The sequence below is a fragment of the Benzoatithermus flavus genome (assembly GCF_037908215.1).
GTDB lineage: Bacteria > Pseudomonadota > Alphaproteobacteria > Geminicoccales > Geminicoccaceae > Benzoatithermus > Benzoatithermus flavus.
In genome coordinates, this window is record NZ_JBBLZC010000002.1 from 269,354 (window position 1) to 292,460 (window position 23,107).

At 70.2% G+C, this 23,107-nt stretch carries 25 protein-coding genes, 1 tRNA gene and 1 pseudogene; 12 read left to right on the forward strand and 15 right to left on the reverse strand.

Annotation, left to right across the window (positions count from 1 at the left end):
- Window positions 1-82 precede the first annotated feature (82 nt).
- The 4 genes from U1T56_RS03625 (at window position 83) to U1T56_RS03640 (ending at window position 3,171) form a co-directional block, all read left to right on the forward strand.
- Window positions 83-961, forward strand: a complete 879-nt coding sequence (locus U1T56_RS03625) for an SMP-30/gluconolactonase/LRE family protein (protein ID WP_418158074.1) — start codon at window positions 83-85, stop codon at window positions 959-961.
- A 30-nt stretch (window positions 962-991) separates the two neighbouring features.
- Complete coding sequence (gene bfr, locus U1T56_RS03630) at window positions 992-1,468, forward strand: bacterioferritin (protein ID WP_418158075.1); 477 nt, start codon at window positions 992-994, stop codon at window positions 1,466-1,468.
- Between the two features lie 269 nt (window positions 1,469-1,737).
- Complete coding sequence (locus U1T56_RS03635) at window positions 1,738-2,565, forward strand: metallophosphoesterase (protein ID WP_418158076.1); 828 nt, start codon at window positions 1,738-1,740, stop codon at window positions 2,563-2,565.
- 15 nt (window positions 2,566-2,580) lie between these two features.
- Entirely contained in the window at window positions 2,581-3,171 is a 591-nt protein-coding gene (locus U1T56_RS03640) for an NAD(P)H-dependent oxidoreductase (protein ID WP_418158077.1), read from the forward strand.
- An 8-nt stretch (window positions 3,172-3,179) separates the two neighbouring features.
- Here U1T56_RS03640 and U1T56_RS03645 read toward each other — a convergent pair whose 3' ends face one another.
- Both U1T56_RS03645 and U1T56_RS03650 read right to left on the reverse strand, forming a co-directional pair.
- Entirely contained in the window at window positions 3,180-3,530 is a 351-nt protein-coding gene (locus tag U1T56_RS03645) for a RidA family protein (protein ID WP_418158078.1), read from the reverse strand.
- A 36-nt stretch (window positions 3,531-3,566) separates the two neighbouring features.
- Window positions 3,567-4,403, reverse strand: coding sequence for an alpha/beta fold hydrolase (locus U1T56_RS03650; RefSeq protein ID WP_418158079.1), 837 nt, complete (start codon window positions 4,401-4,403; stop codon window positions 3,567-3,569).
- A 74-nt stretch (window positions 4,404-4,477) separates the two neighbouring features.
- On the opposite strand from U1T56_RS03650, the gene U1T56_RS03655 reads away from it, so the two are divergent.
- A complete protein-coding gene (locus U1T56_RS03655; protein WP_418158080.1) occupies window positions 4,478-5,242 on the forward strand; it encodes an SDR family oxidoreductase in 765 nt (254 codons plus the stop codon).
- On the opposite strand, the gene U1T56_RS03660 is transcribed toward U1T56_RS03655, so the two are convergent.
- Together U1T56_RS03660 and U1T56_RS03665 are read right to left on the reverse strand one after the other, a co-directional pair.
- Window positions 5,243-5,593, reverse strand: coding sequence for an HNH endonuclease family protein (locus tag U1T56_RS03660; RefSeq protein ID WP_418158081.1), 351 nt, complete (start codon window positions 5,591-5,593; stop codon window positions 5,243-5,245).
- A complete protein-coding gene (locus U1T56_RS03665; protein ID WP_418158082.1) occupies window positions 5,559-6,941 on the reverse strand; it encodes a virulence factor family protein in 1,383 nt (460 codons plus the stop codon). The genes U1T56_RS03660 and U1T56_RS03665 overlap by 35 nt, the downstream gene beginning before the upstream one ends.
- Before the next feature lie 493 nt (window positions 6,942-7,434).
- On the opposite strand from U1T56_RS03665, the gene mprF reads away from it, so the two are divergent.
- Both mprF and U1T56_RS03675 read left to right on the forward strand, forming a co-directional pair.
- A complete protein-coding gene (gene mprF / locus U1T56_RS03670) occupies window positions 7,435-10,047 on the forward strand; it encodes a bifunctional lysylphosphatidylglycerol flippase/synthetase MprF (RefSeq protein ID WP_418158083.1) in 2,613 nt (870 codons plus the stop codon).
- Window positions 10,048-10,201: 154 nt separating this feature from the next.
- Entirely contained in the window at window positions 10,202-10,399 is a 198-nt protein-coding gene (locus tag U1T56_RS03675) for a twin-arginine translocase TatA/TatE family subunit (protein ID WP_418158084.1), read from the forward strand.
- A gap of 46 nt (window positions 10,400-10,445) precedes the next feature.
- Here the strand turns inward: U1T56_RS03675 and U1T56_RS03680 are convergent, their stop codons facing one another.
- The 3 genes from U1T56_RS03680 to U1T56_RS03690 form a co-directional block, all read right to left on the reverse strand.
- The gene (locus U1T56_RS03680) at window positions 10,446-10,691 is read right to left on the reverse strand and encodes a GlsB/YeaQ/YmgE family stress response membrane protein (protein WP_418158085.1); all 246 of its coding nucleotides are present in this window, start codon (window positions 10,689-10,691) and stop codon (window positions 10,446-10,448) included.
- Between the two features lie 88 nt (window positions 10,692-10,779).
- Window positions 10,780-11,622, reverse strand: a complete 843-nt coding sequence (locus tag U1T56_RS03685) for an RluA family pseudouridine synthase (protein ID WP_418158086.1) — start codon at window positions 11,620-11,622, stop codon at window positions 10,780-10,782.
- Complete coding sequence (locus tag U1T56_RS03690; RefSeq protein WP_418158087.1) at window positions 11,619-11,978, reverse strand: cupin domain-containing protein; 360 nt, start codon at window positions 11,976-11,978, stop codon at window positions 11,619-11,621. Before U1T56_RS03690 ends, U1T56_RS03685 begins: the two co-directional genes overlap by 4 nt.
- Window positions 11,979-12,150: 172 nt before the next feature.
- On the opposite strand from U1T56_RS03690, the gene U1T56_RS03695 reads away from it, so the two are divergent.
- A complete protein-coding gene (locus U1T56_RS03695; protein ID WP_418158088.1) occupies window positions 12,151-12,663 on the forward strand; it encodes a TIGR00645 family protein in 513 nt (170 codons plus the stop codon).
- A 240-nt stretch (window positions 12,664-12,903) separates the two neighbouring features.
- The gene (locus U1T56_RS03700) at window positions 12,904-13,080 is read left to right on the forward strand and encodes a hypothetical protein (protein ID WP_418158089.1); all 177 of its coding nucleotides are present in this window, start codon (window positions 12,904-12,906) and stop codon (window positions 13,078-13,080) included.
- 30 nt (window positions 13,081-13,110) lie between these two features.
- On the opposite strand, the gene U1T56_RS03705 is transcribed toward U1T56_RS03700, so the two are convergent.
- The 4 genes from U1T56_RS03705 to glmU all read right to left on the reverse strand — a co-directional run bounded on the left by U1T56_RS03705 (window position 13,111) and on the right by glmU (window position 17,671).
- Window positions 13,111-13,425: an HPF/RaiA family ribosome-associated protein gene (locus U1T56_RS03705; RefSeq protein WP_418158090.1), complete on the reverse strand. Its 315-nt coding sequence runs from the start codon at window positions 13,423-13,425 to the stop codon at window positions 13,111-13,113.
- 310 nt (window positions 13,426-13,735) lie between these two features.
- Window positions 13,736-15,073 carry a serine hydrolase gene (locus U1T56_RS03710; RefSeq protein ID WP_418158091.1) on the reverse strand — a complete coding sequence of 446 codons (1,338 nt, stop codon included), beginning with the start codon at window positions 15,071-15,073 and terminating at the stop codon, window positions 13,736-13,738.
- A gap of 206 nt (window positions 15,074-15,279) precedes the next feature.
- Entirely contained in the window at window positions 15,280-16,251 is a 972-nt protein-coding gene (locus tag U1T56_RS03715; protein WP_418158092.1) for a tetratricopeptide repeat protein, read from the reverse strand.
- A 73-nt stretch (window positions 16,252-16,324) separates the two neighbouring features.
- Window positions 16,325-17,671 carry a bifunctional UDP-N-acetylglucosamine diphosphorylase/glucosamine-1-phosphate N-acetyltransferase GlmU gene (gene glmU / locus U1T56_RS03720; protein WP_418158093.1) on the reverse strand — a complete coding sequence of 449 codons (1,347 nt, stop codon included), beginning with the start codon at window positions 17,669-17,671 and terminating at the stop codon, window positions 16,325-16,327.
- A gap of 100 nt (window positions 17,672-17,771) precedes the next feature.
- Here glmU and gph point away from each other — a divergent pair, with 100 nt between their 5' ends.
- Together gph and U1T56_RS03730 are read left to right on the forward strand one after the other, a co-directional pair.
- Window positions 17,772-18,458 (forward strand): phosphoglycolate phosphatase, encoded by a 687-nt coding sequence (gene gph, locus U1T56_RS03725; RefSeq protein WP_418158094.1) that lies wholly within the window; start codon window positions 17,772-17,774, stop codon window positions 18,456-18,458.
- 85 nt (window positions 18,459-18,543) lie between these two features.
- A tRNA-Val gene (locus U1T56_RS03730) sits at window positions 18,544-18,618 on the forward strand.
- Window positions 18,619-18,653: 35 nt separating this feature from the next.
- Here the strand turns inward: U1T56_RS03730 and U1T56_RS03735 are convergent.
- Together U1T56_RS03735 and U1T56_RS03740 are read right to left on the reverse strand one after the other, a co-directional pair.
- Window positions 18,654-19,046, reverse strand: coding sequence for a hypothetical protein (locus U1T56_RS03735; RefSeq protein WP_418158095.1), 393 nt, complete (start codon window positions 19,044-19,046; stop codon window positions 18,654-18,656).
- A 69-nt stretch (window positions 19,047-19,115) separates the two neighbouring features.
- Window positions 19,116-19,475 (reverse strand): hypothetical protein, encoded by a 360-nt coding sequence (locus U1T56_RS03740; protein ID WP_418158096.1) that lies wholly within the window; start codon window positions 19,473-19,475, stop codon window positions 19,116-19,118.
- A gap of 279 nt (window positions 19,476-19,754) precedes the next feature.
- On the opposite strand from U1T56_RS03740, the gene U1T56_RS03745 reads away from it, so the two are divergent.
- Entirely contained in the window at window positions 19,755-21,263 is a 1,509-nt protein-coding gene (locus tag U1T56_RS03745) for a TrkH family potassium uptake protein (protein WP_418158097.1), read from the forward strand.
- Between the two features lie 183 nt (window positions 21,264-21,446).
- Here U1T56_RS03745 and U1T56_RS03750 read toward each other — a convergent pair.
- Window positions 21,447-22,037 (reverse strand): annotated as a pseudogene (locus U1T56_RS03750) (DedA family protein); the annotation flags it as partial.
- 48 nt (window positions 22,038-22,085) lie between these two features.
- Window positions 22,086-23,069 carry a cysteine synthase A gene (cysK, locus tag U1T56_RS03755; RefSeq protein WP_418158098.1) on the reverse strand — a complete coding sequence of 328 codons (984 nt, stop codon included), beginning with the start codon at window positions 23,067-23,069 and terminating at the stop codon, window positions 22,086-22,088.
- Window positions 23,070-23,107: the final 38 nt, after the last annotated feature.

A 23,107-nucleotide genomic window follows, 5' to 3' on the forward strand; every position in this document is an offset into this window, starting at 1 on the left:
GCTTCTGCTTCGGGCTGCACGCCGGACGGCCATGGTGCTAGGCTCCGCCGCCGGTCGGGAGTGAGGTCCGGGAGGCAGGACGATGCGGGTCGATTGCGTGCTCGACGCGAAGGCGGCGCTGGGCGAGGGGGCAGTCTGGTGCGCGCGCGAGCAGGTGCTGTGGTGGGTCGACATCGAGGGCAAGGCGCTGCACCGGTTCGATCCCGCCACGGGTGAGGACCGGAGCTGGGCCATGCCGAAGCGGATCGGCTGCGTGGCGCTGCGCGAGCGGGGCGGAGCGGTGGTGGCGCTCGAGGACGGGTTCCACTTCCTCGACCTCGCCACGGGCACCCTCGAGCCCGTCGCCGATCCCGAGGCCGACAGGCCCGGCAACCGCTTCAACGACGGCACCACCGACCCGCGCGGCCGCTTCATCGCCGGCACCATGCCGATGGGCAAGCGCGAGCCCGTGGCCGCGTTCTGGCGCTTGTGGCCGGATCTGCGCTGCGAGAAGCTGTTCGATGGCCTCACCGTCACCAACGGCACCGCCTTCAGCCCGGACGGGCGGATCTTCTACTTCTCCGATTCCGAGGCCCACATCCGCACGATCTGGGCCTGCGACTACGATCCCGACAGCGGCGCCATCACGAACCGGCGCGTCTTCGTCGACACGCACGGGCTCGCCGGCCGGCCCGACGGCGGTACGGTCGATGCGCTCGGGTGTTATTGGATGGCCGGTGTCGGCGGCTGGCAGCTCGTCCGGTTCACGCCCGCGGGCAAGGTCGATCGCATCATTGACATGCCCGTGGAGAAGCCCACCAAGATCGCGTTCGGTGGCAAGGATCTCGACGTGCTCTATGTCACCAGCATCGGCGGTAGCCTGACACCCGGCAGCGAGGGCCGGCAGCCCCGGGCCGGCGGCATCTTCGCGCTGAGGGTGCCGGGTGTGACCGGGTTGCCGCAGCCACGCTTCGCCGGCTGACGGCGCAGAACGGAGACGGAGGTCGATCTCATGGAACACGGCGTCAAAGGCACGCCCGAGGTTTTGGCCGCTTTGAACCAGGCGCTCAAGAACGAGCTCACCGCCATCCATCAGTATCTGAAGCACGGGCATCTGCTCGCGGACTGGGGCTTCACGAAGCGCAGCCAGGCCGAGCTCGAGGAGGCACAGGAGGAGAAGGGCCACGCCGACCGTCTGGCCGAGCGCATTCTCCTCCTCGGCGGCGAGCCCGACCTGGAGTCGGTGGGCCAGACCTATATCGGCAAGAATCTGCGCGAGGTGATCGAGAACGACCTCAAGCTCGAGCTCGAGGCCATCGCCCATTACCGCCAGGCGATCCGCACGGCCGAAGCCGCCTTCGACTACGTCACCCGCGATCTCCTGATCGCGCTTCTGGCCGACGAGGAGCAGCACCAGGACCACTACCGGATCGAGCTCGACCTGATCGAGCAGATCGGCTTCCAGAACTTCGCCCAGCTCCAGGTCTGACGCGAGAGGATCGGCAGGGCCCGCCGCTCGCAGCGGGCCCCTGCGGCCTTGCGGCGAGCGCGATAAGGACGCACCGGTCTCCATGTTGCGGGATCTGCCGCTAGAATTCCCGTGATCGAACGGAGAAGCGTCATGAACGCGAGCGCGTCCAACCTCCTCGGTGCGAGCGGCATCGCCCGGTGCGGCCTCTGCGGCACGAGGGGCCAGCCCCCGGCCGCTGGCGAGCCGATGGTCTCGGGCAACGCCACGATTGTCTTCGAGCCTCTCGCATGAGCCTCGCCGCGCTGGCGCTCGGAGCGGCCGGCGCCGCCGGTCTCTACGCGGCCGCGGTGGAGCCCCGCCGCCTGTGCCTGCGCCAGCCCCGCGTCAGGGTGGCCGCCTGGCCGGCGGGTGATCCGCCGCTCAGGATCGGCGTGCTCTCGGACCTGCACGCCGCCTGGCCACACGTCACGCTGGGGCGGATCGGACGGATCGTGGCCCGTCTCCTGGCCGCCCGGCCCGATCTCGTGCTCTTGCCCGGCGATTTCGTCACGACCCACACGCTGCTCGTGCGCCGCATCCCGATCGAGCCCGTGGCCGAGGCCCTGGCCCGTCTCGCACGGGCCGTGCCCACGCTCGCGGTTCTGGGCAACCACGACTGGCATTACGGCGGCGAGCGGATCGCAAGCGCGCTCGAGCGCGCCGGCATCGCCGTGCTCCGCAACGCGGCCACACGCGTCGAGACGGCGCAGGGGCGGCTCTGGGTCGCCGGCCTCGACGACATCTGGACCGGCCGGGCCGATCTCGCCCGCACCTTGCGGAACCTCGACCGGAGCGCTCCCGCCGTCATGCTGAGCCATCTCCCGGACGTGTTCCCGGTCTTGCCGCCCGAGATCGCGCTCACGGTGGCGGGCCACACCCACGGCGGTCAGGTCTGCGTGCCGGGCCTGGGGCCGCTGCGGGTGTGCACGCGCCTGCCGCGCCGGCTGGCCTACGGCCTGCACGAGATCGACGGCCGCCATCTCTACGTCAGCGGCGGCATCGGCACCTCGGCGCTGCCGATCCGCTTCTGGCGTCCGCCCGAGATCGCGCTCCTGACGCTGGGTGCTCCTGCCTGAGCATGGAATTCCGCGATGCGCATCCTGGTTGTGTTCTCGCATCCGGTAGAGGAGAGCTTCGGGGCGGCCGTCTACCGGCGGCTGCTCGACGGGCTCGCGCGCGCCGGGCACGAGGTGCGCGGCCTCGATCTCTACGCCATCGGCTTCGATCCGGTGATGAGCGCCGAGGAGCGCCGCCACTATCACATGCCGGAGCTCAACGCCGTCCGGGTGCGGGAGCAGCTCGATCATGTGCGTTGGGCCGAGGGGCTGATCTTCGTCTACCCGACCTGGTGGTACAGCCTGCCCGCCATGCTCAAGGGCTGGATCGACCGAGTCTGGGTTCCGTTCGTCACCTTCGACCTGCCGGAAGGACGGCAGCCGGTCCGCGGCAGGATGCAGAACATTCGGCTCCTGGGCGGAATCTCGACCTACGGCTCGCCGTGGTGGTGGGTTCGTTTCGTCATCGGCGATCCGGGCAGGCGGATCGTGATGCGCGGCATCAAGCCCTTGTGCCACGCGCGGTGCCGGACCTTCTGGCTCGGCCACTACCGCATGGACAGCTCGACGCCGGAAAGCCGGGCGGCGTTCCTCGCGCGGGTGGACCGCCTCGCCGCCCGGCTCTGAACGGTGGCTTACTTCGCGGCGATCACGGCGATCTCGACCGTGTACTGCGGCGAGGCGAGCTTGGCCTCGACCGTGGCGCGCGCCGGCGCGCAGCCCTCGGCCACCCAGGCATCCCACACGCCGTTCATCTCGTCGAAGCGAGCGATGTCGGCGAGCCAGATATTGGCCGAGAGCAGTCTGGTCTTGTCGGTGCCGGCCTCCTTCAGGAGAGCGTCGATGCGCTCCAAGATGTTGCGCGTCTGCTCGGCCACCGAAGCGCCCGGCTTGTCGACGGCGACCTGGCCCGCGAGAAAGACCATGTTGCCGTGAACCACGGCCTGGCTCATCCGCTTGCCGGGCTGAATCCGCTGAATCGTCATCCGTGTCTCTCCTCCCGTGTGTCGAGGCTGGGCAAACTAGAGGCTGTCGGCCGCGCGGTCGATGCCCGACATGGTCTGACCGATACGACGCGCGATGAAGCCGGCCGCGAGTTCGAGCACGACGTCGCGCGCCTGCTGGTGCGGGACGTGGGTGCAGCCCGGCAGCAGGGTGCTCTCGACCGGGCCCCTCACGCCGCGCACGATGGCGTCCACCTGAGCCGGCGTGCCGTACTCGTCGTCCTCGCCCTGGAGGATGAGGGCAGGGCAGGTGATAAGCGGCAGCTCCGCCTCGATGTTCCAGTCCCGGAACGCGGGCGAGAGCCAGGTCTCGTGCCAGGCGCGGAACACGGCATCGGTCTTCTCGCCATGATGGCGGGCGAGGCGGCGCCGGAAATCGGTGGTCTCGTAGGCCCGGACGGCGGCGCGAATGCCTTCGAGCGTCACGTCCTCGACGAAGACGTGGGCCGCCTCGGTGACGATGGCGGCGGCGCGCTTCTGGCAATGCGCCGCGAACAGGAGAGCGATCGTGCCGCCGTCGCTGTGGCCGAACGCGACGGCGCGCTCCACGCCCAGCGCGTCCAGGACCGCGGGCAGGAAGATCCGGGCCTCGTCGTGCAGGTAGCGGAAGCTCCGCGGCCGGTCGAGCGGCTCGGAACCGCCATGGCCCCAGCGATCGTAGACGATGCCCTCGCGGCCCGCGCGCCGGCAGAGCGCTTGCGGGAAGTCGCGCCACAGGCTGATCGAGCCCAGGCCCTCGTGGAGGAAGACGATGGGCAACCCGCCCGTGGCCTCTTCCGGCCGCAGCCGCTCGTAGGCGAGTTCCCGTCCCGCCGCCTTGATCCGCCCGCGTTCCCGCTGCACCTTGCCGCTCACCCGCTGCTGTTCCACCGGGCCCGTTCTTGCCCGAGCCGGGGCGGCGCGTCGAGAGCGTGGGGAAGGGGAGAAGCATGTCCAGCCTGTTCTGGCTCGAAGGGCGCATAGCGCTCGTCACCGGCGCCTCGCGTGGCCTCGGCTTCGCCATGGCCGAGGCGCTGGCGGCGCACGGGAGCCGCGTGATCCTGAACGGCCGCGATCCTGCGACCGTCGGTGAGGCTGCGACCCGGCTGCGGTCCTTGGGCTACCAGGCCGAGCCGCTCGCCTTCGACGTCACCGACCCGGCGGCCAGCGCCGATGCGATCGAGCGGATCCGCGAGGTGCACGGGCGGCTCGACATCCTCGTGAACAATGCCGGCATGCAGCACCGCGTACCGGTCACGGAATGGACCGACGCCGACTTCGAGCGCGTGATCGCGACCAACCTCACCTCCTGCTTCAGGCTCGCCCGCGAGGTGGTGCCGCTCATGCTGGCGCAGAAATGGGGCCGGATCATCAACACGGGCTCGGTGAGCGCCATCCTGGGCCGGCCCACGATTCACGCCTACACGGCCGCGAAGGCCGGGCTGCACGGCCTCACCCGCTCGCTCGCGGCCGAGCTCGGCCGCCACGGGATCACGGTCAACGCGCTCGCACCGGGCTACTTCGCCACCGAGCTCAACACGGCGCTCCTCCAGGACGAGGCGTTCTCGGCCTGGGTCCGGCAGAGAACGCCGCTCGGCCGCTGGGCCGAGCCGCACGAGCTGGGCGGGGCGGTCGTCTTCCTGGCCTCGGACGCCGCCTCCTACGTCACCGGCCACGTGCTCGCCGTGGACGGCGGCATCAGCGTGACGCTCTGATCAGGGCCGCCGCCGGCCCTTGTTCCTGGCCTCCTCGGTCCGGATCCAGAACTCGGGCGGCTTGCGGCGCAGCCAAGCGATGAAGCGCTGCATCTCGGGGTGGGCGCGGATCGCCTCGGGCGTGCTGAACAGTGTCGCGAGCTCGCGCTCGGTCCACAAGGAGTGGAGCTTGCGGTGGCAGATGCGGTGAACCGGCACGGCTTCCCGCCCGCCTTCCGAGCGCGGGACGAAATGGTGCCGGTTGACGCTTCCGCCCTCGATCATCGGCCGACCGCAGATCGGGCAGGGGCCGAGCTCGATGCGGGCGTCGCCGGGGTCACGGGCGCTGCGGCAGGCCGGCCAGGATCTCATCCGCGAGCTTCTCGTAGTTGCCGTCGAAGTGGTGCCCGCCGCCGGTCTTGACGAGTTGCGTGTCGGCGAGCTCCGGCCGGGCGCAGACCGGGTCCTCCTCCTCCTCGCCGTAGAAGCACTGGATCAGCCCGTGCGGGATGGCCCGAAGCTCCGGGAGCGTCGGCAGCGAGCCCTCGTGCTCGTTGACGCCGAGCCAGCCCGTGACGTGGATCTCGAAGTCGGCGCTGCTCGAGACGCCCAAAAGCGACAGCCGGCGGACGTGCTGCTTCTGGTCGGGTGGCAGGCGGTTGTAGGCGAACGGCAGGATGTCGGCGCCGAAGGAATAGCCGGCCAGGACGACGTCGGGACGCCCCCAGGCCTCGCGGTAATGATCGAGGATCAGCGCCAGATCGGATCCGACCTGCTCGGGCGTCTTCGCCGACCAGAAATAGCGCAAGGAGTCCACGCCGACGACCGGGATGCCCGAGGCCTGCAGCCGGCCGGCGATGTCCTTGTCGATGTCGCGCCAGCCGCCATCGCCGGAATAGATCACGGCCATGTACCTGCCCTTACCCGCGACCGGCAGCTCCACCAGCGGCAGGTCGGCGACGGTCTGCGATTCGGCCTGCGCCGCCTCGACCGGCGGGCGCAGGAGGAGCACGAGCCGGGCGGCGAGATCGCTGCCGGCGGACGCCTCGAGCACGGTCTTCTCCTGGTTGCTCGCGACCGCGGCGGCGAAGGAGCGCGCGGCGGTCGCATCCTCCGGCGGCACGGCGACGCGCCACCAGCCCGGCAGCGGGCGCTCGCTCGGCCCGTAGGCGAAGCCGCCTTCGGCGGCGGGATGCGGCGGGGCTTCGCCGCAGAAGGGCTTCTGCGTGACGATGCGGGTGGAGAAGCCGTCGCTCGCAGCGCCGTCGATCGTCGCATCGGGCGACTGGGCCAGCGCCACGTAGGCGACGGCGGCACCGGCGCCCGTGCCGGCGACGATGGGGGTGAGGTAGCGCTCCCGCTTGCCCTGCGCCTGAATCCGCTGGCTCGCCTCCTCGATGTCGCCGACGAGGTAGAGGCACTCGCTGCCGTCGCTCTCGGCCTCCGCCTCGAGGCGCCGCAGGGAGCCGGGCAGGTCGACGGGAGCGACGATGACGCCCAGCTCCCCGGCGAGCTTCGTGGCCGCCGCCTCGAGCCCCGGCGTGAGGCCGTCCGCGTCGGACAGGAGGAACACGAGGCCGCGCGGCTCGCCCTCGGGCTCGATCAGCTCCAGATGGCCGAGATTGAGCCCGTCCACCGTCCTGGCACGGGCCGGGGCGAGGGACGCTCCGGCGACGAGAGCGAGCAGAAGGACGACAGCAGCGCCGACGAGGCGGACCATGTGGCATCTCCGGGCAGGCGAGGCCTCTCTCTAAAGGATGGCACGGACAACGCAATCTTCCGGGCCGGTGACTCACAGTGCTGTCAGGCGAACCGGGGCGGCTCCCCGTCGAGCACCCGTACCCTGCTCGAGGTGGCCGAAGCGACCGGAGCCCGGCCGCGCTTCACCCTGGAAATCGCTGTCTTGGATCAATCCCGCCGGCATCGCGGTGCAGGCCGATGCCACGGATTCTCCGTAGCGGCGGCATGTGGTCGGCAGACAGATGCCGCCAGGCCGGGTGCGCTCCTGCCAAGCGATATATCCATCAGCGCCGGGTCGGCAGAGTGCCCACGCGCTCCCCGCCTGCAGCCGAGGGGGCGCGGGCGAGTGGCGTCGTGGCGCAGCATGCGCCGATTCGCCCGATGGTCCCGTCACGCATCGACAGAGACCGGGGGAGCGCCTATCTGAACCTGGCTGGTGGCTCGGTCGGGAGTCGATCATCACGGATCCTCGCATGGCGATCGCCTCATTCTCGCGGGACATGCCTTCCCGGCTCCGGCCGTTCTTCCTGCCCGGTCTCAGCCTGCTCCTGTTCCTCGCCGCCGTCTGGGCGATTCACCGCGAGCTCGCGAGCTGGCCGCTCGCCGACGTACTGGCCGCGATCGACGGCTTCGGCGCGGGCCAGCTCCTCGCCGCCGTTCTGGCGACCGGGCTCGGCTACGGTTTCCTCGCACTCTACGATGCGCTGGCGCTCCGCTACCTGGAGAAGCCCGTCCCGGTGCAGCGCGCCGCCCTCGCCGGCTTCGTCGGCTATGCCTTCAGCCACACGATCGGTCTGCCGCTGCTCACGGGCGGTGCCGTGCGCTACCGGCTCTACACGGCCTGGGGTCTGTCCGCGGTCGAGATCGCCTCGATCGTGGCCTTCAACAGCGTCTCGCTCTGGGTCGGCATCGCCGGCATGCTGGCTCTGGGCGGCCTCGCCGCACCGGCCGACGTGGGCCGCCTGTTCGGCACGACGCCGTCCCTGGCTTTCGGGGCGGGCCTGGCGCTGGCGCTTCTGCTCGCGGCCTATGGCACAGCCGGCCGGGTGTTTCGGGAACCCTTCAGGCTGCGCGCCTGGCGGATCCGCGTGCCGCGGCCGTCGCTCGCCCTCCTGCAGGTGGGGCTCGCCATCGTCGACTGGATGCTGGCCGCTGCCGTGCTCTGGATCCTGCTGCCCCCGCTCGGCGTCGGTTTCTTCGCGTTCGCCTGCCTGTTCACCGCCGCCAACGTCGTGGGCATCGTGAGCCACGTTCCGGCGGGCCTGGGCGTGTTCGAGGCCGTCCTGCTCGTCGCCCTGCCCCAGGAGGCGCATCTGCCGAGCGTCGCCGCAGCGCTCCTGGCCTATCGCCTGATCTACTACGTCCTGCCGCTGCTCGTGGCGGCGCTCCTGTTCGCCTGGCACCAGACCGCGGGCAGCCGCGGCGTGATGGCGGCGCGCATGGCGCTCATGCACAAGGCGACCCAGCTCGTCCTGCCGAACCTGCTCGCCACTCTGGTCTTCATCGGCGGCGTGGTGCTCCTCGTCTCCGGCGCCACGCCGAGCATGGCCGACCGGCTGGCCTGGCTCGCACCGCTGGCCCCTGTGGCCCTGATCGAGCTCTCGCACTTTCTCGGCAGCCTCGCCGGCCTCGCCCTGCTCTTCCTGGCGCTGGGCCTGCGCCGCCGGCTGGACGGGGCCTATTGGGCCGCCTGCTTCGTCCTGCCAGCGGGGATCGTGTTCTCGCTGGTCAAGGGCTTCGACTGGGAGGAGGCGCTCTATCTGGCTCTCGTGCTCGCCGCTCTGGCACCATCCCACAGCGCCTTCTACCGCAAGAGCCATCTTCTGGCGCAGCGCTTCTCGCCCTCCTGGCTGCTCGCGGTCCTCGCGGTCGTGCTGGGCACGACCTGGCTCGGCTTCTTCTCCTACCGGCACGTCGAATACGCCAACCAGCTCTGGTGGCAGTTCGTACTCGAGGACGACGCGCCGCGCTTCCTCAGAGCCACCGCCGGCGTGGTCATCGGCATGGTGGTGCTGGGCGGGCTGCAGCTCGTGCGGTTCGCGGCACCGCGCCGGGCGAGCGAAGCCGCGAGCGAGGCCGGGCTCGATGCCGTCCGGCGCGTGCTGGCTTCGGCGGAGGCGTCCTCCGCCGGTGCCAACCTGGCGCTCCTCGGCGACAAGCGCTTCCTGTTCAGCGAGAGCGACCGCACCTTCCTCATGTACGGCGTGCAGGGCCGGAGCTGGATCGTGATGGGCGAGCCCGTGGGCCTGCGCGCCGAACGGCTGGAGCTCCTGTGGCGGTTTCGCGAGCTGTGCGATGCGTTCGGCGGGCGCACCGTGTTCTACGAGATCGGCCCGGAGCTGATGCCGGAGCTCGTCGAGCTCGGCCTCACCTTCTACAAGCTCGGCGAGCAGGCATTCGTCCCACTCGCGGGCTTCGGCCTCGAAGGCTCGGCCCGTGCCAACCTGCGGCAGTCCTGGCGCCGGGCGCAGCGCGACGGAGCCGGCTTCGAGATCGTCCCGCCCGAGCGGTTCGACGAGATCCTCCCGCAGCTCCGGGCGATCTCCGACGCCTGGCTCGAGCAGAAGAACGCGCGGGAGAAGAGCTTCTCGCTCGGGCGGTTCGACCCCGACTACCTGCGCCAGTTCCCGACGGCGCTCGTGCGTAAACGCGGGGAGATCGTCGCCTTCGCCAACATCTGGACGACCGCCGACCGACGCGAGCTGTCGATCGATCTCATGCGCTACCGCGAGGGCGCTCTCAGGGATGTGATGGACTACCTCTTCGTCGAGCTCATGCTCTGGGGTAAAAAGGAAGGTTACGGGCGCTTCGATCTCGGCATGGCGCCGCTCTCGGGCCTGCAGCGGCGGGCCCTGTCGCCATTCTGGGTCCGCGCCGGGGCGCTGGTCTTCCAGTACGGCGAGCAGTTCTACAATTTCGAGGGGCTCCGGCGGTACAAGGACAAGTTCCGGCCGGTCTGGGAGCCGCGTTATCTCGCCGCTCCGGGAGGGCTGGCGCTCGCGGCGGTGCTCGCGGATGTGACCGTGCTGATCTCCGGCGGCAATGTCGGCGGCGGAGCCAGGAAATCCCTGGCCGCCGCGGCCTAGCGGTGACGACAATGGTCGCAGCTGTGCTCCGGGCACCTTTCGGGCGGTTGCGTCGGACGGGGTGGGGCGCCAGATGTGGGAGGATCGGGAGCGGCTTCACACGCCGAGGGTTCTGCACTAGCCTCCCCGTCAGTCTGCTTCGCGGAGAGCACCCATGGGTTTCACCAGCGCCTGGCACTGGATCATCGTTCTCTTGATCGTCGTCATCGTGTTCGGTGCCGGCAAGCTGCCCAACGTGATGGGCGACGTCGCCAAGGGCATCAAGAACTTCAAGGCCGGCCTCAAGGAGGAGGACGAGCCCGCCCGCGTCACCAGCGCCACCACGACCAACAACGACGGCAAGGCCGCCTGAGCGGCCCGAGACGGACGCGGCCGTGCTCGGCGGCCACGCTGCTGTTTCAGCGCTTCTTGAGGTAGTCGAGCACGTAGAGCACGACGATGGCGCCGAGCACGGCGGCGATCAGGCTGCCGACGATGTTGCGTGCGCCGAGACCGATCAGCCAGAGCATGGCCTGGCCGACGAAGCCGCCGACGATCCCCAAGAGCACGTTGCCGAGCACGCCGAAGCCGCCGCTCTTCATGATGTTGCCGGCGATCCAGCCGGCGATGCCGGCGATGATCAGGCTCAAGATCAGGCTGAACATCCACGTTCCTCCGCGGTGACCCGGCACGGTGGCTTCTGGCCCGTGCTCGCTCGATACCCGGGGAGTTTAGCGCGTTTCGGCGGCTCGGCTACGGCGACATCGCGGCCGGCGCCCCGGCGACGGCGGATCCGGTTCCGACGGCGGGATCGTCCTCGGGCCGGTAGCCGCAGCGCTGCAGCGCAGCCAGCATGTGAGGCGGCGGCAGGGCCGAGACCGTGATCGGCGGCCGCTTCGGATAGAGCGGCAGGCTGATCGCGCGGGCGTGGAGATGGAGCCTGATCCCGTTCGCGGCCGCGGCCTTGTCGCCGTAGATCGGGTCGCCCAGGATCGGGCAGTCGAGCGCCGCGCAGTGCACCCGGATCTGGTGGGTGCGGCCCGTGCGCGGCCGGCATTCGAGCCAGGCGATGCCTTCCGCCTGCCCGAGCACACGGTAGTCGGTGACGGCGGGCTGGCCCTGCGCGTCGACCTGCATCCACCAGCCCCTGACCTCCGAGCGTTTCTTCAAAGCGAGCTCGATCCGGCCCTCCGGCCGGGGCGGAGCACCCGCGACGATCGCCCAGTAGACCTTCTCCACACTTCCGCCTGCGAACAGGCGCCCGAGCCGCGCCAGCGCCTTCCGGTGCCGGCCGAGCACGAGGCAGCCGCTCGTGTCGCGATCGAGTCGGTGCGCCAGGGCCGGCGGGTCGGGCAGGCCGAAGCGGAGCGCCTCGAAATAGTGCTCGAGGTTGATCCCGCCGCCGGGGCCGGCGTGGACCGGCACGCCGGCGGGCTTGTCGACGATCAGGATCAGCCCGTCGCGGTAGAGGATCCGCTCGAGGAGCCAGGTGGGCGAGGGGAGGGTGACGCCCGAGCCGGCCGGTGCCGCCCGTCCGGTCGGCTCGGGCCGGGTGCGCGCCGTCGTGCCGCGGGTTCGCTTGTAAGCCGCCGTCATGCGCCCTCGCTCGCCGTCGCATCCCGCTCACCGCCGCGCGGCCCCCAGAACACGACCCAGGTGGCGAAGCCTGCGTCGTAGTCCTCGAAGCGGTGCGGCACGCCGGCCTCGACGAAGATCGCGTCGCCCGGCCGGAACGGCCGCCGCTCGTCGCCCTTGACGAAGGTGCCGCTGCCGCTGATCACGATGTAGAGCTCGTCCTGCTCGTGCGGGGCTTGCGGATCGTGCGGCGGGCGGGGCGCATAGACCCCGACCCGCATGCTGCCGTGCCGGATCGGGTAATGAAACCGCTTGCCTTCGGGCGTCTCCTCGAGTGCCGCCACGATCCGGTCGAGGCTCGCGATCCAGTCCTGCATGCACCTTTCCCCTTCCGCGGCGGGATCGTCCCGTGAGGGGCAGCATAGCCGGGAAGACGGGGCGCCGTCTCCTCGGGAACGAGGGGAAGGCGGCTCGCGCCGGGGCTGGGTAGGCTCCTGTTTCTGGGCTAGAGAAGGCCGGCCCGGTGCTGCGGTCGAGGGGAACGACGGAATGATCGAGAGAGCGCTCGAGCGGCTGATCTTCGTGAGCCGCTGGCTGATGGTGCCGTTCCATCTCGGGCTCATCGGCGTCCTCGTCGTCCTTCTCGTGAACTTCGCGCGCGAGCTCTGGGGCATGTTGCCGAAGGTCGCGGAGCTCAGCGAGACCGACGTCATCCTGATGGCGCTCTCCCTGCTCGACGTCACCCTCGTGGCGAGCCTCGTCCTCATGATGGTGTTCTCAGGCTACGAGAACTTCGTCTCGCGGCTCGATACCGGGCTCGGCGAGCGGCCGACCTGGATGGGCACCCTCGATTTCAGCGGCATCAAGCTCAAGCTGATCGGCTCGATCGTCGCGATCTCGGGTATCGATCTGCTCAAGAAGTTCATGAACATCGAGCAGGCCGACAAGACCGACATGATGTGGCTGGTCGTCACCCACATGGCTTTCGTGGTCTCGGGCGTGCTCCTGGCGCTCATGGACTATCTCACCGAGCGTGCGAAGAAGCTGCACGACGAGTACTGAGCCGGCCGCTTTCTTCCGGCACCGTCCCCCTCGATGCTACAACCGGCGAGGACCGGGGAGCGCCGCGCCGGCCGGCGCCGCCCGGCGGGCCACGGGACGGGATCGCGGGACCGCCGAGATGCGGATATCAGGGATCATGGCGGCCGTTGCCGCTCTGCTGCCGACGACGGCCGGGCTCGCCCGTGGCGAGGACATCCTGGTGGGCCCATCTGGGCGTTCGGCGACCGGAACGACGCGATCGTGTCGACCCTGAGCGGGATCGCCGTCGGCGAGGCGCAGATCTGGTCGCGACCCTGGCGGGCCGGCCGGGATCTCGACGACGACCGCGCCGCCTTTCCGACCACCACCGCGCGGCGCGGCATCGAATGGGAGCTGCGGCCGACGCCCTACGGCGTGCGGCTCGCCTTCAGCTCCTGAAGGATCGGACGGGCCGGCCTGCCGCCGTCGTCAGCGGTCCAGCTCCTCGATCTGGCGCAGCGCGGCGTCGAACGTGTCGCGCAGCGCCACATAGACGTCCTCGTGGCCGTGGTCCTTGGGGCCGTTGCGGTTGACGACGATGTCGCGGCCGGGCCGGTGCAGCACGAGGCTGATACGGAACAGGTTGCCCTTGACGTGGTTGCGGCTCTCCTTCTCGACCGTGACCCGACAGCTCGTCGCGTCGGGGCAGCGGCGCTCCAGCTCCGCGACTTTCTCGCGAATCCGCGCTTCCAGGGCTTCGGATGCTTCCATGCCGTGGAAGTAGATCTGCAGCGCCTTTTGCATGATCGATTGCTCCTGTTCTCACCGAGGCGTTCGCCCCGCGCACCGCCGGTGCCGGGGATTCCTTCAGCGCTCGCCGGCGCCCCGCGTGTTCGTTCCGCTCGCCTGCGGCAGCCGGTCGAACGCGGGCGGGCCCGACCGTGGCGATACCTGCCCCGCGAAGCCATGCGACGCTTGGCCGCCGCCGATCATAACGGCCGCCGCGTGGCCGTCGATGCTCTCCGATCGATGCATGGCCGTCCTGCCGCTTGCATGGAGAGAAGGGCCCGGAGCGGAGAAGGGGCAGCCGCGAGGCCGCCGGCGGCGCTCCTTCTCAGCGTTCCGCGACGGCGACCGGGCCGGTGCGGACGACGAGGCAATCCTGCTTGGACTTCTTCAGCCGCCGGCAGGCCGCTCGGGCATCCTCCTCGGTCAGGCCCACGAGCGTCGCCCGGAACACCGTCTTGCGGCGCATCTTCTGGCTGCTGACACTGACGAAGGTGCTGCGCAGGAGCTCGGGCGCGCGCTGCATGGCGCGCTGGGCCGCCTCGCGAGCCTGCGGCGCCTTCTGGTAGGCGCCGACCTGGATGCCGTAAGGCGAGGCCGCGCGCTTGCGGGCTACGTTTCGCGCCGCGCCGATCTTGGCGGCTTTCTTGCCGGGTCGCGCCGGCTCGAGCTCCGCAGCGATCTCCTCCTGCTTGCGGGTCGCGGCCGACCGCTTCGCCGGCGGCGTCAGGCTCGCCGCGACGACATCGCCGGCATCGCCGGCGGCCTCGTCCGAGCCGTAGGCCGCAGCGGCCAGCATCGGCCGCTCGGGCGAGGGCTGGGCACGGGCGACCTCGACCGGACCCGAGCGACGCTCCCGGTCGAGCTTCTCGAATCCCGCGTCCAGGAGCTGCGCCATCTCGACGTCGCGCGCCCGCGCCGTTGGGCCGCCCAGGACCACGGCGACGAGGCGCCGGCCACCGCGCACCGCCGAAGCGGCCAGATTGAAGCCGGAAGCCTGGGTATAGCCGGTCTTGAGCCCGTCCATGCCGGCATAGGAGAACAGGAGGCGGTTGTGGTTGCCGTGCACCCGACCGCCGTAGCTGAAGCTCCTGCGTGAGAAGTAGCCGTAATATTGCGGGAAATCGTTGATCAGCCGGGTCGCGAGCCGCGCCAGGTCGCGCGCCGTCGTGCGCTGCTCCGGATTGGGCAGTCCGCTCGCGTTGCGGAACACGGTGCGCGTCATGCCGAGCTCGCGCGCCGTGCGGGTCATGAGGAGCGCAAACTGGTCCTCGCTGCCGCCGAGCCCTTCGGCCAGCGTCGCCGCCGCATCGTTCGCCGACTTGGTGACGAGCCCGAGGATCGCGTCCTCGACCCGGATGGTGGAGTTGGGCTTGAGGCCGAGCTTGGTCGGCGCCATCGCTGCGGCGCGGGGTGACACCCGAAAGCGGGAATCGAGCGTGATCTGTCCCGACTCGAGCGCGCGGAAGGTGAGATAGAGGGTCATCATCTTGGTGAGCGAAGCAGGATAGGCCGGCTCGTCGGCGTTACGCGCGTCGAGGACCTCGCCGCTGGCATGGTCCAGGAGGATGTAGGCCTCCTGCCGGGCGGAGGCCGGCGATGCCAGGGCGCTGACGAGAAGGGCCAGCCAGAGGAGGACAAACCAAGCTCGTTCGCCCCAGCGCATGGTCCAGTTCCTGCCCGAGGCCGTAGCGCGGTGGGAGCCCTCTCCCGAGACGAACGGCCTCTCGCTGTATCTTAGTGGAAAACGTTAACAATTCACTTAAACGACTTTGATGGCACGCTGAAGGGGAAATTTGGGTGAAGTCCATGCATAACAGTTGAAAAGGCGCGGCTGCAACGTCGCTCTGATGCCTCAACCGCGCCCGGCGGTCATTGCGGCGCGTTGCCACCGTCCACCGGTTCCAGCCACTTCTTGTACACGAAGCCGGCGCCACCGTTCTTGAGGCGAATCTGCAGCCATCCTTTGTTCTGGCCGACCACACGCACCGTGGTACCGCGGGCGAGCGAGCCGCTGCGGGGAAACTCGTTGCCCGGCCCCTCCCTGAGATTGACGTCGGCCAGCACGCGATAAGGCTTGCCGGCAGCATCCTCTCCCTCGGCGACGGCTGCGGGCGTCCTCGGCCCGGCCGTCGGCTCGACGGCGGAGGGAGCCTCGGGTCGTGCCGGCGCCGGCTCGGCAGCGCTCGCCGCAGCGGGCGGCGCCGCCTCCACCAGCGCCTTGTCGGACGGTGGCTCGGGCCGGTTCGCTGCCGTGGCAGGGCTGGCGGGCCGCGTGGACTCCTCGGTCGCGGCCGCTGCCTGCTTCGCGTCGTTCAGGAGCGCGGCGATGTCCTTGTTGCCCGGATCGAGCACCTGCGCCCGGTGCAGGTCGTCGAGCGCTGCCTTGACGTCGCCACGATCGAGCAGGAGCTGCCCGCGCCGCATGTAGGCGAGGGGGTGCTGCGGATCGAGCTCGATGGCCTTGGCGTAGTCGGCGAGCGCCGCATCCTGGTCGCCGAGGTTGGTCGAGGCCGCGGCGCGCCGGATATGGGCGATGCGCAGGTTCTTGATCGCCGTCCTGTCGCCCGGCTTGAGCTCGAGGGTCTTGGTGTAGTCCTGGATCGCGCGGTCGTAGTCGCCGAGCTCGCTGTAGGCGACGCCGCGATTGTTGAAGGTGACGGCGAGCGCCTCGGGATCGAGGTCGCCCGCGAGGATGGCGCGGGTGTAGGCATCGACGGCGGCTTCGTACCGACCGTCGCCGAAGGCGGCATTGCCGGTGCGGACGTCGCCCAGGCTGTCGGCGGCAGCTTCGCCGCCCGCGAGCAGGGCCGCAAGGCCGATGACCGTGATGAGGCGCCGCATGGGTTCTCCTCCTCTTCTCGTTGCCGGGCGGCGAGGCCGGGCCGCCCCTTTCGCGGCTTCGTGTCGCGTCTGCTCAGCCGTTCTTGCGGCGCCGCAAACGCTCCCGCAACCACCCGGCCCGGTTCTCCTTGGTCTCCTGCCGGGCCCGCGCCACGGCGAAGCCGTCGTCGGGCACGTCGCGCGTCACCACGCTGCCGGCGGCCACGATTGCCTGCGCTCCCACGGTGACCGGGGCCACGAGCGCCGTGTTCGAGCCGATGAAGGCGCCCTCGCCGATCCGGGTCGGGTACTTGCCGAATCCGTCGTAGTTGCAGGTGATGGTGCCGGCACCGATGTTGGCCTTGGCGCCGATGCTGGCGTCGCCGAGATATGTGAGATGGTTGGCCTTGGCACCGGGGGCGAGCTTCGTGTTCTTCGTCTCGACGAAGTTGCCGATCTTGGCCCCTTCGCCGATCTCCGAGCCCGGCCGCAGGCGAGCAAACGGGCCGATCTCGGCCTTGGCCGCGACGACCGCCTTCTCGAGGTGCGAGAAGGAACGGACGATCGCCCCGGCCCCGATTCGCACGCCGGGTCCGAACACGACATAGGGCTCGATCATGGCCCCGGGAGCGATCTCGGTGTCGGCCGAGAGGTGCACGGTCTCCGGCGCCGGCATGATGACGCCGCGGTTCAAGGCGGCCGCGCGCAGCCGGTCCTGGAGGATCCGGGCGGCGTCGGCAAGCTGGGCCTGCGAGTTCACGCCGAGGCCCTCCTCGGTCGGGGCTTCGATCGCCACGCAGCGCCAGCCCCGCTTCACCGCCGCCGCCACGGTGTCGGTGAGGTAGTGCTCGTTCTTTTCGGCGTGCAGCGGCAGGGCTTCGAGCAGCGGACCGAGGCGGGCCGCATCGAACGCCATGACGCCCGAGTTGCAGGCCGCCTCCTGTTTGAGGGCGTCGCCGGCGTGGCGGTCCTCGACGATCTCGAGGAGTTGCCCGCCCTCGACCCTGAGCCGCCCGTAGCCGGCAGGATCACTCGGCCGTATGCCGAGCACCGCGACGGCTGCGGCTTCGGCTTCCAGCGCGCCGACGAGCCGGCGCAGCGTATCTGCGGTGATGAGCGGCGTGTCGCCGAACATCACGAGCACCGTACCCGTCTCGGGCAGGCGCGGCCGGGCCGCCATCAACGCGTGGCCGGTGCCGAGCTGCGGCTCCTGGATCGCGATCACGGCCGCCGGTGCGGTGCGGCCGACGATCCCGGCGACATCCTCCATCCCGGGGGCCAGCACGACCACGGTGCGGGCCGGCTCGAGCGCTGCGGCGGTGGCGAGCACGTGCTCGATCAGCGTCCGCCCGGCCAGAGGATGGAGGACCTTCGGCAACGCATTCTTCATCCGTGTCCCCTTGCCGGCGGCAAGGATGGTCACGCATAGAGGGACGGCCATGCGGGGGGATGCTCCGGCATGCTGGTGGAGAAGGCGGCGGCCCAGCGCACGCAGCGGACTTTAGCGATTTCCCCTTCCTGCTCAACCCGGAGCGACTTCCTTGCCTGACGGCCTCGAAGCCCTGGTGTTCGACCTCGACGGCACCCTCGTCGAGACGGCGGCCGATCTCCATCTCGTGCTCGAGGAGATCTTGAGCGAGGTCGGCCTCGCGGCCCCGCCGCTCGCCGCCGTGCGCGGCATGATCGGCGACGGGGCGAGGGTGCTGATCGAGCGAGCGCTCGCCATGATCGGAGCCCCCGCCGAGCCCGTGCTGGTCGACCGCCTCTTCGCCCGCTTCCGCGAGCGCTATGCGGAAGAACCGTGCCGGGCGAGCACGCCCTATCCGGGTGCGCGGGAGCTGCTGCGAACGATGCGGGAGCGGGGCATCCGGATGGGCCTGTGCACCAACAAGCCGCAAGCCGCGACCGAGGGCCTGCTCGCAGCCCTCGATCTCGCGCCGTTCTTCGCTTCGGCGATCGGCGGCGACCGCCTACCCGTGCGCAAGCCCGATCCCGGCCATCTCGCGGCCGTGCTGGCGGATCTCGGCGCGACACCCGCGGCCGCCGTCATGGTCGGCGACAGCCGCAACGACCTGCTCACAGCGCGAGGGCTCGAGGTGCCCTGCGTTCTCGTGAGCTTCGGCTACACGTCCGTGCCCGCACGCGAGCTCGGTGCGGACGCGGTGATCGATCGGCTGGCCGACCTGCCGGAAGCGTTGGTACGGCTGCGGGCGGGGCGGGCAGTCTGAGGCCGCCGCGGTATGTCGGGGACCTCCCCCGCGCTCGCGGGCGCTTGACAGGCCGGCTCCGGGTCACTAGATGCGGGGCCGCATAGGGCGCTTAGCTCAGCGGTAGAGCACCGTCTTCACACGGCGGGGGTCGCAAGTTCAAACCTTGCAGCGCCCACCATTCGTCCCTTTCGCGGCCATCGTCTTGCGCATCGGCTATTGCCGGTTGGTGCCGTTCGGCTGGCCCGGATGGTTGCTCGGCGGAGGCGGTACGAGGATGGTGGTGCCGCCGTCGCTCTTCTCGCCGTTCTGATCGCGCGTCGTCCCGCCGGCTACGCCGCTGCCGGTAGTGCCGGTGGTCGTACCCGTGCCGCCGCCGGGCGAGGCCGTGTCGTTCTGATGCGTCTGCGCCGTGCCCGCGTCCGGGCGGCCGGGGAGGGGACTGGGCTTGGGCCTCAGCACGGTCGGATCCTGCTGCGTGCTCGGCGGGGTGATCGCGTTGGTGGCGCCCTGGCCGTTGTCCTGGGCGTGCACCGGGGGGCCGAGCAGGCTGATCCCGAACAGCATGACACCAGCGGCGACCGTGAAACGCGGGTTTGTCACACGCATCGATCCTCTCCTCATGTCACGAAGGCAGGTGGACCGCAGCGGCCCCGGTCCGTGAGGACGGGCCTTCCGTCAGGTGGGCTGGCCCTGTCGGGCGAGGGCTTCCTGCTGCCAGGCCTGGCCCGTGGCCAGCACGCAAGCATGGCCCTTGCTGTCCACGCTCACCATGGTCCAGGTGCCGGCGGCGGAGGAGGCGAAGACCTGCATCACGGTGCCGTCGTCGGCGAGGCCCATGGAGGCCGGCTGCTCGCCGAAGCGCTCGTTCAGGAAACTGCGCAGCTCGTCATAGGCGCCGCACATCGGGGCATCGGGTCCTGGCATCGCCGGCGGAGCGGCCGGATCGGCCTGCGCCACCGAAGCGGCCGGGGCGGAGCCGGCGAAACCCAGGGCCAGCAACGCCGCCACCGGCCGACGCACGATACGGTGTTCCATCGCTCCATCTCCAGCGTTCCCGCCGAAAGCGGTCGCGTCGGGCCGTCGTCACCGGTCCGGTCCAACGCCGACCGTCGAGGGGAGGCAATCGAGCTAGCTGTCCTATCAACGAGCCCCCGCATCTGTGGGTTCCGCGCCACATTCGCACGGCTTCAGACGGCGGCTCGGGGCTTGCGGGCGATCCGGCCCGTGCGCTCTCTGGAGCGAACGGGCAAAGCACGCGCCAGCCCGCGGCGGTCCCGAGAGCCGCTGTCCATGGAGCGAGACGGAGCGCCGAGCATGCCGGAGAGGAGAGCGGCAGCACCCAGAATTCGCATCGGCCCGCCCCAGACCGCAACCCTCTTCGGTCTCGCCCCGGTCCTCCACTTTCTCGGCATCATCCTCTGTGGCCTCGGCGGGGTGATGCTGGTGCCGGCCGCCGTCGATTTCGTCGACCGCAGCGCCGACGCTTCGGTCTTCCTGATCGCCGCGGCGGCGACCGTGTTCACGGGCGTCACGCTGACCTTGAGCTTCGCCGGCGAGGAACTCCGCATCAATCTGCGCCAGGGAGTGCTCGCCGTGATCCTCACCTGGATCGGGGCGAGCTTCTTCGGCGCCCTGCCATTCATGTTCGCCGCCCGGCCGCTTTCCTTCACGGATGCGGTCTTCGAGACCGTCTCCGGCCTCACCGCCACGGGCTCGACCGTCTATGTCGGCCTCGACCGGGCGCCGCGGGGCATCCTCTTGTGGCGCTTCCTGCTCACCTGGATGGGCGGGTTCGGCCTCGTCACCTTCGCCGTCCTCGTCCTGCCCTATCTGCGGGTCGGCGGGCTCCAGCTCTTCATGGTCGACCTCTCGGCTCGGCCGGGCAAGTTCGTGCCCAAGACCGCCGAGGTGGTGGCGCAGATCGCTTTCGTCTACGTCCTGCTGACGCTCCTGTGCGCGATCGCCTTCGGGGCTGCCGGCATGAGCACGCTAGATGCCGTGGGTCATGCCATGGCGGCGCTGGCGACCGGCGGCTTTTCCTCGCACGATGCTGGGATCGGCCACTTCGAGAGCCCCGCGGTCGAGTGGATCGCGACGCTGTTCATGCTCCTGGGCGCCATGCCGTTCGCGCTCTACATCCATCTCCTGCGCGGCCAACCCGGACCGCTGCTGGGCGATTACCAGGTGCGGCTGTTCCTCGTCGTCATCGGCGCGGGCGTCCTTCTGCTTGCGATCTGGCGCCTGAAGGGTGGCGCCCTCACGGTCGAGCAGGCGGTGCGCGAGGCCGCGTTCAACGTCGTCTCGATCATCAGCACGACCGGGTTCACGAGCCACGATTTCGGCCAGTGGGGCGGCTTCGCCTCCCTGGTCCTGTTCTGCGCCATGCTGATGGGCGGCTGCACCGGCTCGACCGCGGGCGGGATCAAGATGTTCCGCCTCTACGTCCTGCTCGAGGCGCTGAAGGCGCAGATCGGCCGACAGATCTACCCGAACGGCGTGTTCACGGTGCGCTACAACCGGGCACCGGTGCCGCCCGCCATCGTGGCGGCGGTCGTCACCTACGCCTTCGCCTATCTCGCCACCTTCTCCCTCCTGGCGCTGGCGCTCGCCTTCGCCGGCCTCGGCTTCGAGGAGAGCCTAGGGGCCGCGGCCACCTCCCTGGGCGGCGTCGGGCCGGGGCTGGGGCCCCGCATCGGTCCGTGCTGCACGTTCGCCGGGATCGCCGATTCCGCGAAGTGGCTGCTCGTGTTCGGCATGCTGGCCGGCCGGCTCGAGATCCTGCTTCTCGTCCTGCCCTTCACGCCGGCGTTCTGGCGCGCGTGAGAGAGGCAGCCGCGACGGCGGCGCGCGCCGCTCCTTCCTGCCCGGTTCGGGCGGCACCCTGAACAGATAGATGAACAGCGTTATCAGCGCCGCCGCCGCCATGGCGAGAAGGAGCGGCGCCATGGCCTTGAGTGCGGGAACGATGCCCGGCAGGTGCTCGTCGATCAGATAGACGCCGCCGACCCAGCCGCCGACCCAGATGATGCTGCCCGCGAGATTGGCGATCGCGAACCGCCACCAGGGCAGCTCGAGCATCCCGGCCACGAACGCGTTGAGCTGCCTCAGCCCGTCGATGTAGGGAGCCAGCACCACGATCCAGATCCCCCAGCGCGCGTAGCTCCGGTCGACCTTGGCGAGGCGCTCCTCCGAGATCGGCAGGTGATGGAGGGCGTAGGCGCCGCCGAACCGGCCGGCGACGTAGCCGAGCTGGCTGCCGACGATGACCCCCAGGAACGAGAGCAGGATCACGGTCGGCAGCCACAGCTTGCCATGCATGGCAGCGACGGCGGCTGCCACCATCACCGAGGTGGCCGGTACCGGCACGCCCAGGAAGTCGACGGTGACGATGCCGAAGATCGCGGCATAGCCCCAGCGCTCGAGGAGATGCGAGCCCTCGTGGACGATCTCGGCGCTCTGCGCCTCGATCGACGTCTCGGCCCATCCGGCGCCCGCGAGGAGAGCGAGCAGGCACGAGCCTGCCAGCGCCGCGAGCGCCAGCCGGCATCCTCTACCGGCCCATCTCGGGCTCGAGCACCGGCGCTCGCTGCCGCCCATCCTCTCCGTCCTCTGGCCGCATCTCCTGCCGGCGCGGCGCCGGCCCGCCTAGGCCTCCGCGAACAGCGGGGTGGAGAGATAGCGCTCGGCGAAGGAAGGAATGACGACCACGATCATCTTGTCCGCCATCTCCGGCCGCTTCGCCACCTTGAGCGCGGCTGCCACCGCGGCGCCCGAGGAGATGCCGCCCGGGATGCCCTCGAGCCGGGCGAGGCGGCGCGCCTCCTGGAAGGCCTCGTCGTTGCCGACCGTGACGATCTCGTCGATCAGGCTCGTGTCCAGGATCTCGGGCACGAAGCCGGCTCCGATGCCCTGGATCGGGTGCGGGGCGGGCTGTCCGCCCGAGAGCACCGGGCTCGCTTCGGGCTCGACCGCCACCATGCGCAAGGAGGGCTTCCTCGGCTTCAGCACCTGGCCGCAGCCGGTAAGCGTGCCGCCGGTGCCGATGCCGGACACGATCACATCCACCCGGCCCTCGGTGTCGACCCAGATTTCCTCGGCTGTGGTCTTGCGGTGGATCTTGGGGTTGGCCGGATTGGCGAACTGGTTCGGCATGATCGCCCCCGGATTGGCGGCCAGGATCTCTTCCGCCCGGGCGATGGCGCCCTTCATACCCTTCTCGCGCGGGGTGAGTTCGACCTCGGCCCCCAGAAAGCGCAGCATCTTGCGCCGCTCGATCGAGACCGATTCCGGCATGGTGAGGATGAGGCGATAGCCGCGCGCCGCGCACACGAAGGCAAGGGCGATGCCGGTGTTGCCCGAGGTCGGCTCGACCAGGAGAGCGCCGGGCTTCAGCCTGCCCTCGGCCTCGAGCGCCTCGATCATCGCGACACCGATCCGGTCCTTCACGCTGGCGAGCGGGTTGAAGAACTCCAGCTTGAGCAGGAGATCGGCGCTCAGGCCCTCCTCGGCGGCGAGCCGGCGTGCGCGCACCAGCGGCGTGTTGCCGATCGTCTCCGCGATGCTGTCGTAGATGCGCCGACGCAGCGGCGGGTCCAGCCGCAAGGGTGTGGGAGCGAGGCGTTGATCCATGATCGTCTTTCCTTCGGTCCTCTCGCCGCGACGTCGCG